The sequence below is a fragment of the Streptomyces sp. NBC_00316 genome, from assembly GCF_036158715.1.
In the GTDB taxonomy this organism is placed as follows: Bacteria; Actinomycetota; Actinomycetes; order Streptomycetales; family Streptomycetaceae; genus Streptomyces.
In genome coordinates this window covers 1,760,499-1,779,549 of the sequence record NZ_CP108023.1, presented here as the reverse complement: position 1 = coordinate 1,779,549, position 19,051 = coordinate 1,760,499, and the positions used below count along the sequence as shown (strand labels likewise).

Here is a 19,051-nt window from a genome sequence, read left to right as displayed (position 1 = left end):
AGCGCCCGCGGGTACGCGGACGCGTCATACCTGACCGAAGGTCTCGCCCGCCCGTGACGTTCCACGAGCCCGGCCACCGGGAACCCGGAGGTTCCAGTGTGTCGACGACCGGTTTGCGGGGCTACTCCCCTTCGCGTGCTCCACTCTACCTCACCGGCCCGGAGCCCCAGGAGACGTAGGGGAACGGGTGTTCGATGACGTCTCCTGTTGGCGCATCACGCGGCTGAGCAGTTCCACCACCGTTCCGCGTGCGCGTACGGGGGCAGCCGCCCCCACTGCTCAGCCCTGCGCCCGCGTACCTGCCTCGGCGGTCAGCTGCGCGAGCAGCGACGGCAGCGCGGTCCCGATGGGTTCGCGGATCGTCTCCTCGGCCAGTTCGTCGTACGGCGTCGGCTCGGCGTTCACCACGATCAGCCGCGCACCGTGCTCCGCCGCGATCCCGGCGAGCGACGCGGCGGGCTGCACCTGCAACGACGTACCGACCGCGATGAACACCTCGCACGCCTTCGCGATCGACATCGCCTCGCCCAGCACCACCGGATCGAGCCGCTCGCCGAACATGACCGTCGCCGACTTCAGGATGCCGCCGCAGACCGCGCACGACGGGTCCTCCTCGCCCGCCTCGACCCTCTCCAGCGCCTCGGCCATCGGCGACCGGGCATGGCAGCGGGTACAGGTCACCTCGCGTACGGTGCCGTGCAGTTCCAGGACCTTGCGTGGGGAGACACCGGCCAGCTGATGCAGCCCGTCGACGTTCTGCGTGATCACCCGCACCGGGACACCGGACCGCTCCAGGTCCGCCACGGCCCGGTGAGCGGCGTTCGGCTCCGCGTGCCAGGTCGCACTCGTGCGCCGCATCTGCCAGGAGCGGCGGCGGATCTCGGGATCGGTCATGTAGAAGTCGTACGTCACGAGCTTCTCGGCCTCCGGGTCCTTCCGCCAGAGACCGTTCGGCCCGCGGTAGTCGGGAATGCCGGAGTCCGTGGAGATGCCGGCGCCGCTGAGGATCGCGACAAGAGTCATACGGTCGAGCGTACGCAGCGGTCGAGGCAGGCCGCGAGGCGTTATCCGGCGGTTGCCGGGTCACCGCCCGTCCGGCGGGATTCGCGGGGGGACGCACTGTCACCATCGGGCGGTGCAGGGCGGATGCGCGACGAGAGACTCGACCATCCGCGTCAGAAGGCGACCGGCCTGCCGTCCTCCAGCTCCACCGCGCCCGCCCCGGAGTCCAGCACCTGCAGCGCCGCGCGCAACCGGTGGCCGAGCGAACCGAGCAGATACCGGTCGAGTGCCTCGCGCTCCACCAGCTTCCAGGACACGAGTTCCTCCTCCTGCAGCCGGATCGCCTTCAACTGCGTGTCGTCCAGGACTCCGCCGTCGTACAGATACGCCGCGATCGGAGGCCGTACGGGGCTGCGCACCCAGTCGATCGCGAGCAGGCGCCCCGGCTCCAGATCGAGACCGATCTCCTCGGCCGTCTCGCGCCGCGCGGCCCGGCGCGGGGTCTCGCCGTCGTCGGACTCGATCGTTCCGCCGGGCAGCGCCCAGCCGTCCCGGTAGTTGGGCTCGACGAGCAGCACCCGTCCTTCCCCGTCCCGGAAGACGGTTGCCGCGGCGGCCAGCACCCTGGGCAGCCCTGCGATGTACGTGGCGTAGTCAGTGGTCGTCACGTGCGCAGCGTAGTGGGGGCGCCGGGCCGTGGGCCGGAACGCACGTCCAGGGCCCGGACACCCATGGGCAGAGGGCGGATGCTCCGGATAGGGTCGGGGCGGCGCGACTGCCTGTTCGAAAGCAAGGGATGCAAGGTGACGGACGGAGCAGTGATGGAGACCGCCCGAGTGCTCGTCGCGGCGGACAAGTTCAAGGGCTCGCTCACCGCGGTGCAGGTCGCGGAGCGGGTGACGGCCGGGCTGCGGCGCGTGGTGCCCGGGGTGCAGGTCGAGACCCTGCCCGTGGCGGACGGCGGCGACGGCACGGTGGCGGCGGCGGTGGCCGCCGGGTTCGAGCGGCGCGAGGCGCAGGTGACGGGGCCGCGCGGGGAGATCGTGACCGCGGCGTACGCGCTGCGCGGCACCACCGCGGTGGTGGAGATGGCCGAGGCCTCGGGCCTCCAGCACCTCCCCGACGGGGTCTTCGCCCCGCTCACCGCCACCACGTACGGCTCCGGCGAGCTGCTGGCCGCGGCGCTGGACGCGGGCGCCCGGACCATTGTGTTCGGGGTCGGCGGCAGCGCCACGACCGATGGAGGCGCGGGCATGCTGACCGCGCTCGGCGCCCGGTTCCTGGACGCGGACGGCAAGCCCGTCGGCCCCGGTGGCGGCGGCCTCGTGGATCTGGCCGAGGCGGACCTGTCCGGCCTCGACCCGCGGCTTGCCGAGGTGGACCTCGTCCTCGCCAGCGATGTGGACAACCCGCTGACCGGCCCGAAGGGCGCCCCGGAGGTCTACGGGCGGCAGAAGGGTGCGACCGAGGACGACATCGCGGTCCTCGACGCGGCACTCGCGCACTACGCGTCCCTCCTCGGCCCGGACCGGGCGACGCTGCCCGGAGCGGGTGCGGCGGGCGGCATCGGCTACGGGGCGCTGGTCGCTCTCGGCGCCCGGTTCCGCCCCGGCATCGAGGTCATGCTCGACGTCCTGGGCTTCGCACCGGCGCTGGCCCGCGCCACGCTCGTGATCACGGGTGAGGGCTCCCTCGACCGACAGACCCTGCACGGCAAGGCTCCGGCGGGCGTCGCTGCCGCGGCCCGCGCCGCGGGGCTGGAGGTGGTGGCGGTCTGCGGCCGTCTGGCGCTGCCTCCGGAGGAGCTCGGCAGAGCGGGCATCAGGCGCGCGTACGCCCTCACCGAGCTGGAGCCGGACCCTGCGGTGTGCATGGCCCAGGCGGGGCCGCTGCTGGAGCGGGTGGCGGAGGGGATCGCGCGCGACTTCCTGTCCTGAACCGGGCCGGGACGATACGGGTGCGAGCGGCGGCCGTGCGGAAGGCCGGGCCGGGCACGAGCTGATTTCGGTCGCGTGCCCGGCAGGTACGGGGCTTTCGAGGTGCGCCGCCGGACATCGGGTTGCCGGCCGGCGCACATCCCGTACCGTGCCGACCGGCCCCCACCCGACCCCTGGACGGGAGAACGGCTGTTCGGCGTGCGACGTGCAGCCCGCCGGAGCAGGCTGGTCCTGAAGCTGCCTGTCTCCCGACCGGCAGTCTGTCAGGGAAGGGTGGCAGCGATGTTTGCGAGGCTGAGCACCTACCAGGGTTCACCGGTTCCTGCGGAGGGAGACCTGACCGCGAACTGGGAAGCGATGCTCCAAGATATGCACGAGGCTGCCGGCTTTCGGGGCGTGTTCTACCTCGTCGATCGGGCCTCCGGGAAAGCTGTGTCGCTGACTCTGTGGGGCGACGAGCAGGCGATGCAGGCCAGCGAGGACCGGGCCACCCAGCTTCGCGAGGAGGTCGCGCACAGGGAAGGCCAGCGGATCGTAGCGGTCGAGCACTTCGAAGTGGGATTCAGCCACATGGAGCCGTGACCGTCCGTGCTGGGGGATCCGCGACCTCGCCGGCACATCCGGGGAGCGGTGCCGCGCCATTCGTGTTGTGGTCGATGACGGGGGAACAACGCGGTCCAGGACGGGAGGCCATCATGGCTGAGAAGCTGCTGGCGCGGGACATCATGACCGGTGGGGTGCAGTGTGTCGGGGCGCATCAGTCGCTGTTCGAGGTGGCGAAGATGATGCGCGACCTGGGCGTCGGCTGCCTGCCCATCTGCGGCGACAACAACCGTCTCACGGGTTTGATCACCGATCGTGACATCGTCGTCAAGTGCTGCGCGGAGGGCGTCGACCCCGCGTCCGTACAGGCCGGATCCCTCAATGCCAAGGTGCACTGGATCGATGCCGAAGCGGACGCCGCCGAGGTCCTGACGACCATGGAGGAGCATCAGATCAAGCGGCTGCCGGTGATCGACGTCCGGAGCGGCCACCGCCTGGTCGGCATGATCACGGAGGCCGATCTTGCGAAGAACCTGAGCGACGAGCAGATCGCCGAATTCGCGAGCCACGTGTACGCGACTGCCGGGGCGCCCGGCCGGTCCGAAGGCTGAGGCTGCCGTCGGACCGCGCAGGTGCGGGACGGGCAGGGGCCCGTCCCGCAGCCGGTCGCGTCGTCAGGTGGTGTACGCCTCCAGTTCGGATAGCTGGCCCGCGGGCCAGCCCGTGTTCGCGGTGAACGTCAGCCGCAGGTAGCGGGCCGAGGTGCCGGGCAGGGTGACCGTGACCGTATTGCCGGAGGCCGGGTCGAAGGTGTAGCCGGTCGAACCCTTGAGCGAGCTGTACGAGGAGTTGTCGGCGCTGCCCGACACGCTCAGCGTCTGCGTGCGGGTCGCCCACGCTGCCGCCGGCGGCAGCTTCAGGACCAGCCGTTTGACGGCCTTGGGGGCGCCCAGGTCGACGGTGAGGGTCTGCGGGAAGGCGTTGTTGGTGCTCTCCCAGTAGCTGTTCGCATTGCCGTCCACGGCGTTGCCCGCGCCGTAGACGTCCGTGTGGCCCGACTCGGTGACCGGACGGCCCAGGGCGAGGTTGCCGGGATCGGTGGGCGGATCGGTCGGAGGGTCGGTCGGCGGGTCCGTCGGGTCGGTGCCGCCGCCCGGCACCCCGCCGTTGGTCCACACCGGGTCCGGCCAGGTGCCGGTGCAGGCCGGCGGATCGGCGTACCAGCCGGAGTTTCCGCTCCCCACCCGGGTGATCTGGAAGCCGCTGCCGACACAGTTGTGGATCGGGTTCGACTGGGCGATGTGCGTGGCGACGACGTCGTTGAACGTGGCCGTACCCGGCGCCTGGATCTGCAGCGCGTACGTGCCCGCGCCGTCGATCCTGACATGGTCGAAGTGCAGTCCGTTGGTCGCGCCCTCGATGAGATGGATCGCGGCGTACGAGCTGTCCAGAATCTCGGTGTCGGTGATGTTGACCGTGGCGTTGATGGGTTCGTTGAGTCCGCTGAACCAGATCGCACCTACCCCGAACCGCCAGTTGAAGTCGTTGTTCCCGGTGCGGATCAGTGTGTTGCGGGCGGCGGTCGTCGTACCGGAGACCGCCGTGCCCTGACCCGAATTCACCCCGGGATAGCGATTGGCGACATGCAGTCCGCCTCCGTTGGTGATCGTGTCGGACATGACGTTGTCGGAGATGGTGATGTCCCGGCCGCCGTACGTCACGATGTTGTTGGCGAGAATCGGCAGGATCACGGTGTTGAACGTGAACTTGTTCTTCACGTTCGGTACGTTCTCCGCCCACATCGCCAGACCGTCGTCACCGGTGTTGCGGACGAATGTGTTGGTGACGGTGGAGTTCGTGACGCCGTAGTGGAAATTCACGCCGTCGGCGGTCTGGTCCAGAATGCGGCTGTTCCTGACGGTGAAATTGTCCATCGGCCCGTCCATCCAGGCGCCGCACTTGGTGTGCTGCATCCAGACGTTGTCGACGACCGAATTCGACAGGGCCCCGCCGACGGCATTGACCTGGTCGTTGTCCACCCGCTCGCGGATGTCGCCGATGATGGCGAAGTCCTTGAGGGTGACGTTGCTGCTGCCGCCGGCCCCGGCGTATTTGCCGTAGACACCGACCGCCTTGCTCCGGTTCGACGGATCCCTCCCGGTGAGCACGCTGTACCAGGGACCGGCGCCGCGCAGTGTCACCTGATCGACGATGATGTGGTCGCGGACCTGGAAGGTGCCCTGCGGGATGTACACCTCCTTGCCCTGGGCCCGCCCCGCGTCGACGGCTGCCTGGATTCTGCCGGTGGAGTCGGCGGCCCCGGTCGGGTCGGCGCCGAAGTCGCTCACCACGTCCAGCGCCCCCGACGGCCTTCCGGTCGGCGCGCCGACCTGCTCGAAGTCGGCCAGGTCGATGGTGAACGTCGGCGACGCGGCGGTGGACGACACCTGGAGCCGTACCTTCGTGCCGGCGGCGAGCGTCGACCCGAACATCGTGCGGGCCTCGTCGTAGAAGTGGTGCGGGTTGGTGTCGCCCGGGTTGTTGTTGAACGGGTAACCGCCGTAGTACCAGCCGTACTTCGACGTGACGGGGATGCTCTTCGGCGCCCCGTCACCCACACGCACGTCGATCGAGGCGTCCCGGCCCGTCCCGTCGGCGCTGTCCGGCAGCGAGTACCGGAAGGACATCGCGTTCGCCGGGGCGGTGAGGGTGAACTCGACGTACTCGCCGACGGCGTCCAGGCTCACGGCCTGCCGGCCCGAGGCCTCGGAGGGCAGCGTGCCGTACAGCCGGTTCGGCCCGATCAGCGTGCCGTTGGTGGCGGCGTACTCGGCTTCCTGTTCCTTGAACGGAACGGTTGCACCGCGGCCGGGAACCGCGAGGGGGGAGGGTGCGGGGACACCCGCGGCGCGGGCGGGCGGGGCGCTGGACAGGACGACCGCGGCGGCGGTGCCGAACGCGGCGAGGGCCAGGGAGAGGGAGGCGGACAGAGAGCGTCTGAGCAGGAGGCGTTTCGGTGGTGGGGTCACGTGATCGTCGTCCTTGCGGCTCGTGGGGGCTCTTCGGACGCCCACAGGCTAGGAGCAGACCGCAAAGACGTCCATGCTGTGCGCAAAATAATGGCTTGATCGCTCAAAATAAGAACACTGAGGCGGACGATTTACGAGGAATTTCCCACATGCTGACGGATGGTACGGATGGATCCGCGCCCCTTCGATGACCGGCCCCTCTATCGTGCGCATGACTGCACCCTTATCTCACGCAAAATACTCACATGATGTTGGAAGATGTCGCTCATTGTCGTGACCCCGTCCACCGGGTGCGGGTCACGACAGCCAGGGCGCATCCTGACTGTGTGACCTGGTACGGCGCGGCCCGGCGCAGCCCGCGCGCAGAGAGTGGGGCGGTGCCGGGGGCGGTGATGGGCGGCCGGGTGCCGGACGAACTGTCCCTGGTGCTTGCGCAGGCCGCGGTGAGCGCGACCGAGGCCGTCGGCGGGTTCGCCGGCGGCGTATATCTGTGCTCGCGCGTCCCTGAGCTGCTGAGGCTCGCGGTGCTCGCGGGGCTGCCGAGTCAGCTGTTCCGCCCCTGGTGGCGCATGCATGTGAACCGGCCCTTCCCGGTGGCCGAGGTCTACCGCTCACGCCGGCCGATCATGCTTGCCGACGCCGAGGAGGCCATGCGCCGGTTCCCGCAGCTGATGGCGGGTCTGCCGTTCCCGTTCGGCTCGCTGTACGTGCCCGTCGTCGGAGGGCACGAGAAGTTCGGGGTGCTGGTGGTGATGCGCCAGGCAGCCTGTCCCGGGGAGCAGGTCACGGAAGCCGATCGCCACCGGCTGCAGGAGGTAGCCGAGCAGCTCGGCGCCGACCTGGCGGAGCTCGTGGCCCATGACCTGGAGGTCGTCTGGGACGGCGAGCCGGCCTCCGTCCAGCTGCCCTCGATCGCCGTGCCTCCGGTCAGGATCGGGCACCTCGACTGGGACCTCGGCACCGGCGCCGTCGACGCCGACGCCGCGCTGTGCGCGATCCTCGGCACGGAGCCCGGGCGGTTCCCCGGCACCATCGACGCGCTGACGGCGCTGCTGGCCCCGGAGGACGCGTACGGACTGCAGGCCGTCGCCCGCCGGGCGGCGAGGTCGGCCGGCCCGGTGGTACGCCGGATGCAGCTGCGCGGCGTCGACGGCCGGACGAGTTTCCTCGAGATCTCCAGTTGCCGGGCCCGGACGCCCGGTGACGCCACGGCCGGCCATCTGACCGGTTTTCTGGTCGACCTCGGCGTCGGACCGGCCGTCGCGGAGGCGGCCGACCGGATCCCGCACGGCATCTTCTCGCTGGACCGGCTCGGGCGGATCACGTACGTCAACGATCTGGCGGAGGAGGTGCTCGGCAGGACGAGGGCCGAACTGGTCGGACGCGTGCTGTGGGAGGTCCTGCCGTGGTTCGGACACCCCGCGTACGACGACCACCACCGGGCCGCCATGCTCTCCCACGAACCGGTCCACTTCCTCGCACGGCGCGACCCGGACGACTGGCTGTCGGTGTCCCTCTACCCCGGTCACGACGGTGTGACCGGGACGCTCACCGCCACGGACCAGCCGGCGTATGCGCCGGGGTCCGTCGTCACACCGGGTGCGGGACTCGGTTCCCCGGCCGACCGGGCGTCCGCGCTGTACCGGCCGGTCGCCCTCGCCATCGCGCTGACGGAGGCCGTCACGGCCCGGCAGGTGTCGGTGGTGGTCACGGAGGAGCTGCTGCCGGCGTTCGGCGGCAGACAACTGGCGATCTATCTGCTCAGCGAGCGGCACCTCTACCTGGCCTGGGAGACCGGATTCCCGCACGGTTTCCTCGACCGGTTCGACGGCGTCGGACTGGACGCGCATCTGCCGGGCGTCGAGACGCTCACCACCGGCCGTCCCATCTTCTTCGAGTCGATGGAGCGCCTGGCCGCCTCCTACCCCGGCATTGCGCTGGACGCCGATGTCGGGGCCCGCGCCTTCCTGCCGCTGATCGCCTCCGGGCGCCCCGTCGGCTCGTGCATCCTCGGCTTCGACCAGCCGCGCGGCTTCACCCCCGAGGAGCGCACGGTGCTCACCGCGCTGGCCGGACTCATCGCCCAGTCCCTCGAACGGGCCCAGCGTTACGACACCGAGGCAGCCCTGGCCAAGGGGCTGCAGAACGCCCTGCTGCCGCACCGGCTGCCCGTACTCGATCACGTCGACACCGCGGGGCGGTACCTCGCCGGCACCCTGGGCATGGACGTCGGCGGCGACTGGTACGACGTCGTCGAGACGGACCGCGGGCTGGCCCTGGTGATCGGGGACGTCCAGGGGCACGGGGTCGCCGCAGCCGCGACCATGGGCCAACTGCGCAGCGCCGTAAGGGCCTTCGCTCTGAGCGGGCATACGCCGCAGGAGGTGATGAGCGGTACGAACCGGTTGCTCATCGACCTCGACTCCGGCCAGTTCGCCAGCTGTTGCTACGTCCTCCTCGACCCCGTCACCGGTCGCACCCAGGCCGTCCGGGCCGGGCACCCGCATCCGCTGCTGCGCCATCCCGACGGTACGACCGAGATCCTGGACCTCCCCGGCGGCATCGTGCTCGGCGTCACCCCCGACGCGTCGTACCCGGTCAGCGACTTCCTGCTGGCTCCGGGCGCGGGTCTGGCGCTGTTCACCGACGGGCTGGTCGAGCAGGCCGGTACCGACATCGATGTGGGCATCGAGCGGCTGCGCTGCACGATCGAGCGCGCCGATTCGCCGTCCCTCGCCGATATGGCGGACCTGGTGATCCGGGAGGCGAAGCGGGAGGCCGACCGGCCCGACGACATCGCACTGCTGCTCGCCGCCCGCTGGGACTCCGCGTAACGGTCACCCCGCCGCTTCCGCGCGCTTCGCGCGCCTGGACATCGCGTCCGCGCCTCCGGCGCACCGGAACATGGCCGTGAGCTCGCCGGTCCGCCCCGGCAGCCTGGCATCTTCCGGCAGGTGCCCAGTACAGTCCCGTGACCATGACACAGGATCCCCAGGACCGGAGCAGGCGCCCGGCCCTCCGCGGCGCCGGGGTCCCGTTGCTGAGTCTGTGCCTGCTCGGCGGCTTCCGCGCCGAGCGCGGCGAAGCCGGACCGGTCGCGGAGCGGTGGCGGCGTCCCGGCGCCCGCACCGTCGTCAAGATGCTGGCCCTCGCTCCCGGCCACCGGCTGCACCGGGACCAGGTCACCGAGGCGTGCTGGCCGGACGCCGACCTGGACACTGCACGGCGCAGCCTCAGGGTGAGCCTGCACACAGCCCGCCACACCCTGGAACCCGAACTCGCGCCGCGCGGCGTCTCGTCCTACCTCGCCACCGACGGCGACCTCCTCAGCCTGGTGCCCGGAGCAGTCGAAGTGGACGTGGTGGCCGCCGAGCGTGCCGCCGTCGCGGCACTCGACTCCGGAAGCCAGGACGCCCTCGCCGCCGCCTGGACCATGCTCAGTCAGGAACTGCTCCCGGAGGACCGGTACGCGGCCTGGGCGGACACCCGGCGGCGTGAACTCGCCTCGTTGCGGCGCCGCCTCGCCCTTGTGCTCGCCGACCTTCCCGGCTCCGCGCACGGTGCGCAGCGGGCGGTCTGGGTCCTGGAGCGCGAGGTGGCCGCCGACGAGCTCGACGAGGCTCTCCACCGGCGCCTGATGGGTGCGCATCTGGCAGCCGGCGACCACAGCAGGGCCGCCGAGCAGTACGGACGGCTGCGGGAGCTGCTGCATCAGCAGCTGGGCACGGCCCCTGAACCGGAGACCCAGGAGCTGTACCGCAGGGCCGTGCACGGCGCCGCGCCGAACGACGGATCCCGTACCCGCCCCGCACCGTCGGCGCCTCCCGCCCCTCCCGCTCCACCTGCGGCGCTGCGGCGGGCCGAAGCCATCCCGCTGCGCGGCCGCGCCAGTACGCTCGCCGCCGTACTCGCCGGGCTGCCCGCCACAACCGGACATCCGGACGGCGCCGGCGGACGGGGAGCCCCGCTGACCGTGGTGAGCGGGGAGAGCGGAGTCGGCAAGACCCGGCTCGCCGCCGAGGCCGCCCGGGTCGCCGCGGCCGACGGCATCGCCGTGCTGTGGGGCGCCGCCCACGAGGCCGAAGGCCCCCTTCCCTACGGGGCGATAGCCGATGCCCTGTCGGGCTGGTTCGCCGACAGGCCGCCCGCCGAACGGACCGCCGCTGCCACAGCCCACCCCGAACTGGGCGCCCTGTTGCCCGCGTTCGGCACCGAGCCCCCGCCCGGCCGCACTGCCGAGGAGGAACGTGCGCGTCTCTACCGCGCGGTGGGCGCGCTCCTCGCCTCCCTGGCCGAGCACCACCCGGTGCTCGTGGTGCTGGACGATCTGCACGCCGCCGACCTGGGCACGCTCAGGCTCCTGCACCACCTCGTGCGCACGGTCGGCGCGCGCCCCGTCCGTTTTCTGGCCACGCTGCGCGAGGAGGACCTGGACGAGGGCGACGAGCGCCGTACCGTGCTCGCCGCGGCGACCCGCCAGGGACTGGTCCACCGTGTCGAGCTCATGCGGCTGGCCCGCGCCGACTGCGACCTGCTCGCCGCCGACGTCGCACGCACTGCCCTCGCCGGCCCGCCGCAGCAGGTCGGCGCCGACAGCGGGACCGTCCCGTCGCCGCTCATGCTGGACAGCGTCTACCGCCTCTCGCGCGGCAACCCCCTGTTCGCCGCCGAACTCGTTCGCGTGGCCCGCGAGAGCGCCGACGGCGGTACGTACGAACACCCCCACCGCCAGGACCGGGTGCCCGAGTCGGTCCGCGAGGTGGTCGCCCTCCGTGTCGCACGCTTCGCGCCGCATGTCCGCAGAACGCTGGGAGTGCTGGCCGCAGCCGGCGGTGAAGCCGCGCTCGCCGAGGCCGCAGAAGTGGCGCTGTCCGGTGTGCACCCCCCGATCGACGGCCCCGCCTTCACTGCCGCACTGGACGCACTGGTGGCCGCCGGAGTGATCGACGAATGCCGGATCGTGCACCTGGGCCGCAGAGTCGAAGGGCTGACCTTCCGCCACCCGGTGGTGGGACTCGCCGTCTACGAACGACTCACCTCAGCAGCTCGGCGACAGCTCCATCTCGCTCACGCAGAGGTCGTACGCCGCCACCGCCCCGAAGCCGTCGAAGCACTCGCCCACCACCTGGACCGTGCGGACGCGCCCGAGGCCACCGTCTGGCTGCGCCGCGCCGCCGAACGCGCAGCACACCTCTACGCCGACGACAGCGCAGCCCGCTACTACGCGGACCTCGTCGCCCGGCTGGACAACGCACCCGACGACGGCGCCGAGGCCGCCCGCACCCGCCTCGCCTGGGCCGGTGTACTGGTCCGCCAGGCCCGCCACGCACAAGCCGAACAGGTGCTGCGCGCCGCACTGAAGACCGTGCGCAGACTCGGCGACCAGGACACGGCCGTGTGCGCCGCCGCACTCCTGGCCGAGGTGCTGGGCAGGGCGGGGCGGCCGAACGAGGGGATCGAGCTCCTGGACGACCCGGTGGCGGTGCCGGTCGCCACCACCGGCCCCGACGCCGTCGCCGCGCACCACCTTTCGCTGGCCCAGCTCTGGTTCCTCGTCGGGCGGTACGACGACGCGCTGGCCAGTGCCGCGCAGGCGGTCCTCGCCGCCCGATCGGCAACCGCGGACCGGGCGGCGGGTCTGCTCGGCAGGGCGCTGCACGTCCGCTCCGCCTGCCTGCTGCTGATCGGCCGCCAGAGCGAGGCACGGGCCGCCGCGGAAGAGGCGCTGCCCATCGCCGAGCAGGCGCTCGGCGATCTCTCCCTGCAGGCGTTGCTGCTCTCCACACTGAGGGAACTCGCCGAGCAGAGCGGCCGGTTCGACCAGGCGGAGGAGTACGCCCGCAAGGCTCTCGTCCTTGCCGTACGCACCGGGGACCCCGCCGCGGTCGCCTTCTCACGGGCCAGCCTCGCCCGGGTGCACCTCTGGCGGGGCCGGCTCGACGAGGCCCGCGAGGAGGCCCGCACCGCGATTGCCGAGGCGCGGCCGTACGGCTCCAGCTGGTGCCTGCCGTACTGCTTGATCAGCCGGGGTGAGGTGGAACTGCGCACGGGCGAACTGGCCGGAGCGAGCCGTTGGCTGAACGAAGGGGCCGCCTCCGCACGGCAGTTGGGTGACCACCAGGCGGAGCACGCGGCGCGCGTACTCCTGGCCCAGCTCGACCTTGCCGAGGGCGAGCCGCAGCGTGCGCTCGCCAGGCTTCGCGAGGCCGGGGAGGCCGTCGGCACGGACGCACCCGCTCCCGGAGCCCCTGGCGCGACGGCCGTGGGAAGCGGCGCCCTCATCCTTCAGGCAGAGGCCTTGCTCGCCTCCGGCAGACCGGCCGAAGCCGCCGAGCTCGCCCGCCGGGCACTGGCGCGGACACGGGCCGGCCGGGACCGGCCGGCCCAGGTGGAGGCACGCCGGGTCCTGGCCCTGGCCCTCCACCACTCGCACGAGCCGCACGAGGCGCAGCGGCAGCTGCGCGGCGCCCTGCGACTGGCCCGCGCGATGGGCCACCGTACGGCGGAAGAACGGCTCATGAGCGCGGCGGCGTCCACCGCGTAGGAGCGCTGTTACCAGGGAACCCACGTGTGAACTTCTCGGTAACGCGCGGCCTCTACTGTCCCCGTCGGAAGCAGGTCAACACCGGCGAGGAGCCCCCATGCCAGCACGACACCCCGCAGCGGCCGTAGTGGTCGAGGCGGGTGGGGAGCCCTGGTTCCGGGTCGAGCCGCTGCTGGACCGCCGTACCCAGGAGATGGCCGATCACGGCGTGCTCGAAGTCGTGACCGCGAACCCGGGTGTCCGCACCGCCGTACCCGGCTGGTGCACGCGCAAGGGAGTCGTCCTGGAGGCCACCACCGACAGGAACGGCTCGACCAGCTTCCGCATACGCATTGGAAGTCTGTCACTCCCGGAGGTTCCGTGAGACCGCTCGTCCGTACCGCGCTGACCGCTGCCACAGCGGCCGTGCTCGTCTGCTCAGCCGGGCTGGCCGGAGGGTCCGCGACAGCGGCCCCCGGCACACCGGCCCCCACGGCAGACGACGCCACCAAGACATCCACCGTCACACTGATCACCGGTGACCGGGTCACCATCACGACCGGCGCCGACGGCAAGCCCTCGTACTCCATCGCGCCCGTCCCCGGCGTCGACCGCACCGGCGTCACCTTCTCGGTGAACACCGTCGGCCTCGACACCTATCTGATCCCCTCCGACGTCGCGGAACTCGCCGGAGCCTCAGGGGTGCTCGACCGCAACCTCTTCAACATCACCCGCCTGGTCAAGGAGGGGCTCGACGACGCGCACACCATGAGCGTGCCCCTGATCGTGCAGCGCGCCGACGGCGAAACCGTCTCCGGCGTCAGCGGCCTGACCGAGGGACACTCCGTCGACGTGCTCGGCGCGTACGCGGCGAAGCTGAAGAAGTCCGCCACCGGAGACTTCGGCAAGCAGCTCACCGACGCAGCGACGACCGCCGTCCCGAAGGCCGACGTGAAGGCCGCCAAGGACCGCAGATCCGTCGTCCCCAGGACCCAGCTGGCGGGCAAGGCCGGCCGCCTTGCCGGCATCAGCCACATCTGGCTCAACGGCAAGGTGAAGGCCGCCGACTGGGACGTCAACCTCACCCAGGTCGGTGCCCCGACCGCGTGGAACGCCGGTGTCACCGGGCAGGGCGTGAAGGTCGCGGTCCTGGACACCGGCATCGACGCCGACCACCCCGACCTGGCCGGAAAGGTCGACGCCGAGGCCAACTTCACCTCGGCGCCGTCCATGATGGACATCGTCGGCCACGGAACCCACGTGGCGGGCACCATCGCCGGCACCGGCGCGGCAGCCCCCGGCGTGCGTCAGGGCGTCGCCCCTGGCGCCCGCCTCATGATCGGCAAGGTCCTGGACGACACCGGCCAGGGCGACCTGTCCTGGGCCGTCCAGGGCATGCAGTGGGCCGCCCAGAACGGCGCCGACATCGTCAGCATGTCGCTCGGCTCCGGCCCCACCGACGGCACCGACCCGGTCAGCGCCGCGCTGAACCAGCTCAGTGAGCAGTACGGCTCCCTCTTCGTCGTCGCGGCCGGCAACACCGGCCCCGCCGCGAGCAGCGTCTCCTCGCCGGCCAGCGCCGACGACGCGCTCGCCGTCGCCGCGGTCGACTCGACGAACACCGTCGCCTCCTTCTCCAGCCGCGGCCCGCGCACCGGCGACAGCGCCATGAAGCCGGAGATCGCCGCACCCGGCGTGGCGATCACCGCCCCCAAGTCCTCGGGCATGAAAGCGACCACCCCCGACCCCGAGTACGTCACCATGAGCGGCACCTCCATGGCGACGCCGCACGTCAGTGGAGTTGCCGCACTGCTCAAGCAGGAGCACCCGGACTGGTCCTGGAAGCGGCTGAAGGCCGTCCTCATGGGCACCGCGACGGCAGCCTCCGGCGGTACGTACGCAGTCGGCGCGGGTGAGGCCAACGCCCCGGCCGCCCTCGCGGCCAAGGTGGTCACCGACACCGGCAAGTTCGACTTCCCGCTCGGTGAGTCCACCGACCCGGTTTCCAGGACCGTCACCCTGACCAACACCGGGGACGCCCCGACCACGGTCAAGCTCGGCTCCACGACCGACGGTTCCGACGTCCCGGCCGCGGCGCTCGGCGTCACCCCGGCCCAGGCGACCATCCCGGCGGGCGGATCCGTCGAGGCCACCGTCACCGTGGACGGCAGCAAGGTCCCGGTCATCGGTACGACCGCGACGAGCCTCACCGGCGCGCTGACGGTCACTCCCGACAGCGGTACGGCGCTGCGCCTTCCCGTGGCCGCCTCCCGCACCCGCTGGCTGACCATCAACGCCCACACCACCACGGGCGCACCCGCCGCGGGTGCCTTCACCGCCGTCCTCAACCTGGACAACGGCACCTACACCTCCGGCCAGCTCGGCGCCTCGGGCAGCGTCCGCGTCCCCGTGCTCCCCGGCCGCCTCGCGGTCACCAGCACCATTCAGGAGCGCGACGCCGCCGGCAAACCGATCAACAGCGTCGTCACCGCTGATGTCCCGGCGGCGGCCAACAGCATCGCCCTGGAGGCGAAGACGGCCGTCCCGATCTACGCCGACCTGCACCAGGGCGGCACCCGCGAGGAGATGGGCTTCTACCAGCTCAGCCGGGTCAACGAGACCACGCATTCGCTGATCTCCAACGGCATGATCGGCGGCGGCGCCTACGGTCCTCTCGAGCGCGGCGCGATGCGCATCAGCCCCACGAAGGGCAAGGCCGAGGACGGCACCGTCTGGTTGGACGAGCACTGGACGCTCGCCAACGAGGACAGCAGCAACACCACCGGCGACGCCACCCGCCTCTACGACCTGGTCTGGCACCGCAGCAGCGTGCCCGCCAACCCGGTGCACACCCTCGACAAGGACGACATCAAGCGCCTGGCCAAGGTCGACACCGACATCTACGGCCTGAACGAGGACGCTCACCGCAACCAGATGGGCATCACGGCGATCGGTGAGGAGATAGTCGGCCTCAACGTCACCACCCCCTCCTACGTGCAGGCACCGGTCCACCAGACCCGGTACTACACCGCCAACGGCATCTACTGGGCCAAGCTCGGCTTCCACTCGGACATGGTGAAGGGCGGCTCGCTCTCCACCAACCTCTCCAAGCTCGGTATCACGTACAAGGACGGCCAGCACACCTCGGAGCGCTGGTGGGGCGGCCCGCTGGGCGCCAACGGCCAGGCGGCGCTGATCGGCGACAACCTCAGGACGAACATGCAGGACCTGACCGACTCCGACGGTCACCTCGGCAGCTACGGCGAGTTCACCTTCCCGCAGGTCGGCACGGGCGGCATGCGCATCTACCGCAACGGTGTCGCGCTCACCTCGGCCGGCGGCAACACCCCGGTCGACGGTTCGACCGAAGCCTCGTACCGCATCGAGCGCGCTTACGACGCGCAGAACGTCTTCCCGAGCGGCGGACGCATCTCGTCCGTCTGGGAGACCGAACCGGTGAAGGCCAACGCAGACGGCTCCCCGGCACTCCTGCCTCTGGCCAACGTGGTCTGGAGCGCCCGCAGCCTGGACCTGTCCGGTCGACTGACCGCCGGCCGCAGCACCGTCCTGGACGTGCAGGCCACCAGCACCGCCCTGGACCCGGCGGACCGGCGCTTCACCGGGGCACTGGCCGCCTACACCCTCGACGGTGGCAAGACCTGGCGGTCGGTCAAGGCCCAGGCGGTCGACACCAGGGGCCACTACCGGTTCACCGTGCCCGGCACCGGCCTGAAGACCGGAACCTGGCTCGGAGTACGGTTCACCACCCAGGACCGTGCCGGGAACTCGCTGTCCCAGACGCTGCTGCGAGCCGCCCTGGTTCGCTGACGCACGGATGATCTGCAAGGGGGCCGGCCCCGGGAACTCTTCCCGGGCCCGGCCCCCTTGCACCATGCCCGGGGCGGGGACGAGCCGGTGCACACCGAAGGGCACCGCGGACACCCCACGAGAGCCGGACCGCCCACGCCCTTTCGTCGTCCTCCGCGACGGTGCGCCGTAATACATGACGGACTCCCGCAGCGCGGACCACTCGATCCGGCTGCCCTGCCCCGTACGAAACGTGACCACGCTCGCGTCCCGCGAGATCGACTCCGTCCCCGCACCGACAGATTCGGAAGGACCGCACCGAAACCGCGGAACCGCATGCCGAAGGCTGCCCAGCTCAACAGAACGCCGTCGCTGCGTCACGTGCGCGATGTTCCGGGCGGGCCCCGGCGGCGGTCCGGTCCGTACATCCGCCGCACGGGCCGGGGGAAGCACAGCGGTCCTCGGCGCCTGAGAGGGAAGCCTGCGGATGAGGGCTGTCGAGAAGATCGTACCGAGAAGGCGCGTCACCACGGCATGCACGAGGGCCCGGGTGCTGGGGAGCACCCGGGCCCTCGTGCGTCATGACGCGTTCCGTACCGCTAGGGCAGCTGAGCCGCCCGTGCCTCGCGCCGGTTGTCGCGGAAGGTGTTCACCCGCCGCGCCGTGGCGAAGAGCGGGATGACCGCTCCCAGGACCACCTGCAGCGCGCAGCCGGTCTGCAGGAGCAGCTGACCGCCGGGGGCGTCGAACGCCCAGGCGGCGAGCAGCCCCATCGCGCCCACGATCCAGCTGAGCATCGCCACCGCGAGGACACCCCGCGGCTTCGGGTACTCGACCCGGCTGACCATGAGCCACGCCACTCCCACGATGGCGAGCAGCGTCGGTACGAAGGGCAGCTCCAGGAGCACGATCGAGACGACCGTGAGCGCTCCGAAGGGGCTCGGCATGCCCTGGAACATGCCGTCCTTCATGGTGACGCAGGAGAATCTGGCAAGTCTCAGCACCACCGCCAGCAGCACGACGATCGCCGCGAGCGCCGACACCCTCTGGTGTGCGTCGTCCGCGACCATGCCGTACACCAGCACGAAGTACGCCGGGGCGAGGCCGAAGCTGATCAGGTCCGAGAGGTTGTCCAGCTCCGCGCCCATCGGCGACGAGCGGAGCTTGCGCGCCACCAGCCCGTCGAAGAGGTCGAAGACCGCGGCGAGGAGCATCAGTATCACGGCGGTGGCCGCGGAGTGCCGGGCCATGCCGCTCTCGTCGCTGCCGGTGAGGTGCGGGATGAGGATCCCGGTGGTGGTGAAGTACACCGCCATGAAACCGCACGTGGCATTACCGAGAGTGAGGGTGTCCGCTATCGACAGCCGCAGAGAGAGCGGCATGTCCTCGGCGTCCGCCTCGCACTCGCCCTCCGGGACCCAGCCGGCCTGCGTGTCGGGATCAATCACGGTCAATTCGAGTCACCCCCGCGGTGGTGGCCTGGCCGACCTCGACCGCGACATCGATACCTTCCGGAAGGTAGATGTCGACCCGGGAGCCGAAGCGGATCAGGCCGATGCGCTCGCCCTGCTCCACCTTCGTTCCCTGCGGGACGTACGGGACGATGCGCCGGGCAACCGCACCCGCGATCTGCACCATCTCGATGTCGCCGAGCTCGGTGTCGAAGTGCCAGACAACGCGCTCGTTGTTCTCGCTCTCCTTGTTGAACGCCGGAACGAACCCACCGGGGATGTGCTCGACCGACGTCACCGTGCCGGCCAGCGGCGCGCGGTTGACGTGAACATTGAGCGGGCTCATGAAGATCGCGACGCGGGTACGTCCGTCCTTCCACGGCATGATGCTCTGCACCACGCCGTCGGCCGGCGAAATGACCCGGCCCTGGGTGATCTCGCGCTCGGGGTCGCGGAAGAACCACAGCATGCCCGCGGCGAGGGCGGTGGTGGGCACCGCCACGGCGGCCCAGCGTCCGGACTTGCGGGCCCGGGCAAGGCTGAGTGCCGCGGTGGCGACGGTCGGGAGGAGCCACGGCGAAGCTCCGCGCGCAAGGCGGACTCCGCCGCGTGGTGCAGAGGTTTGGCTGTCGGGCATGGATGACCTTCGTAGCGGATGATGCCGCGCTGGCAACGGGGGACGGCGGCTTTTCCGGCGATGCTATCGGTTGCGGCCCGCAACTGGGCAAGCCAGCAGCCGAGTCGGACGGCTGGAAGGCA

Annotated in this window: 12 protein-coding genes; 7 read left to right on the top strand and 5 right to left on the bottom strand. The window is 71.3% G+C overall.

Annotated features, from left to right (window positions below):
- Positions 1–279: 279 nt before the first annotated feature.
- Positions 280–1,023 (bottom strand): SIR2 family NAD-dependent protein deacylase, encoded by a 744-nt coding sequence (locus OG878_RS07785; RefSeq protein WP_328886097.1) that lies wholly within the window; start codon positions 1,021–1,023, stop codon positions 280–282.
- A 152-nt stretch (positions 1,024–1,175) separates the two neighbouring features.
- Positions 1,176–1,670: an NUDIX hydrolase gene (locus tag OG878_RS07780; protein WP_328886096.1), complete on the bottom strand. Its 495-nt coding sequence runs from the start codon at positions 1,668–1,670 to the stop codon at positions 1,176–1,178.
- A gap of 153 nt (positions 1,671–1,823) precedes the next feature.
- Here OG878_RS07780 and OG878_RS07775 point away from each other — a divergent pair, with 153 nt between their 5' ends.
- From OG878_RS07775 to OG878_RS07765, 3 genes are all read left to right on the top strand, one after another.
- A complete protein-coding gene (locus OG878_RS07775; protein ID WP_328891167.1) occupies positions 1,824–2,939 on the top strand; it encodes a glycerate kinase in 1,116 nt (371 codons plus the stop codon).
- Between the two features lie 282 nt (positions 2,940–3,221).
- Positions 3,222–3,521: a hypothetical protein gene (locus tag OG878_RS07770; protein WP_328886095.1), complete on the top strand. Its 300-nt coding sequence runs from the start codon at positions 3,222–3,224 to the stop codon at positions 3,519–3,521.
- 113 nt (positions 3,522–3,634) lie between these two features.
- On the top strand, positions 3,635–4,093 hold the full coding sequence (locus OG878_RS07765) for a CBS domain-containing protein (protein WP_328886094.1): 459 nt from the start codon (positions 3,635–3,637) through the stop codon (positions 4,091–4,093).
- Between the two features lie 63 nt (positions 4,094–4,156).
- Here the strand turns inward: OG878_RS07765 and OG878_RS07760 are convergent, their stop codons facing one another.
- Positions 4,157–6,511, bottom strand: coding sequence for a discoidin domain-containing protein (locus OG878_RS07760; RefSeq protein ID WP_328886093.1), 2,355 nt, complete (start codon positions 6,509–6,511; stop codon positions 4,157–4,159).
- 326 nt (positions 6,512–6,837) lie between these two features.
- Between OG878_RS07760 and OG878_RS07755 the strand changes: the two genes are divergently transcribed.
- The 4 genes from OG878_RS07755 to OG878_RS07740 all read left to right on the top strand — a co-directional run bounded on the left by OG878_RS07755 (position 6,838) and on the right by OG878_RS07740 (position 16,862).
- A complete protein-coding gene (locus tag OG878_RS07755; RefSeq protein WP_443049073.1) occupies positions 6,838–9,345 on the top strand; it encodes a SpoIIE family protein phosphatase in 2,508 nt (835 codons plus the stop codon).
- Between the two features lie 143 nt (positions 9,346–9,488).
- On the top strand, positions 9,489–13,055 hold the full coding sequence (locus OG878_RS07750) for an ATP-binding protein (protein WP_328886092.1): 3,567 nt from the start codon (positions 9,489–9,491) through the stop codon (positions 13,053–13,055).
- Between the two features lie 97 nt (positions 13,056–13,152).
- Positions 13,153–13,419: a sulfurtransferase TusA family protein gene (locus OG878_RS07745; RefSeq protein ID WP_328886091.1), complete on the top strand. Its 267-nt coding sequence runs from the start codon at positions 13,153–13,155 to the stop codon at positions 13,417–13,419.
- Positions 13,416–16,862 carry a S8 family peptidase gene (locus OG878_RS07740; RefSeq protein ID WP_328886090.1) on the top strand — a complete coding sequence of 1,149 codons (3,447 nt, stop codon included), beginning with the start codon at positions 13,416–13,418 and terminating at the stop codon, positions 16,860–16,862. Before OG878_RS07745 ends, OG878_RS07740 begins: the two co-directional genes overlap by 4 nt.
- 578 nt (positions 16,863–17,440) lie before the next feature.
- Here OG878_RS07740 and pssA read toward each other — a convergent pair.
- On the bottom strand, positions 17,441–18,295 hold the full coding sequence (pssA, locus tag OG878_RS07735) for a CDP-diacylglycerol--serine O-phosphatidyltransferase (protein WP_328886089.1): 855 nt from the start codon (positions 18,293–18,295) through the stop codon (positions 17,441–17,443).
- Positions 18,282–18,929 (bottom strand): phosphatidylserine decarboxylase, encoded by a 648-nt coding sequence (locus OG878_RS07730; RefSeq protein ID WP_328886088.1) that lies wholly within the window; start codon positions 18,927–18,929, stop codon positions 18,282–18,284. The genes pssA and OG878_RS07730 overlap by 14 nt, the downstream gene beginning before the upstream one ends.
- Positions 18,930–19,051: the final 122 nt, after the last annotated feature.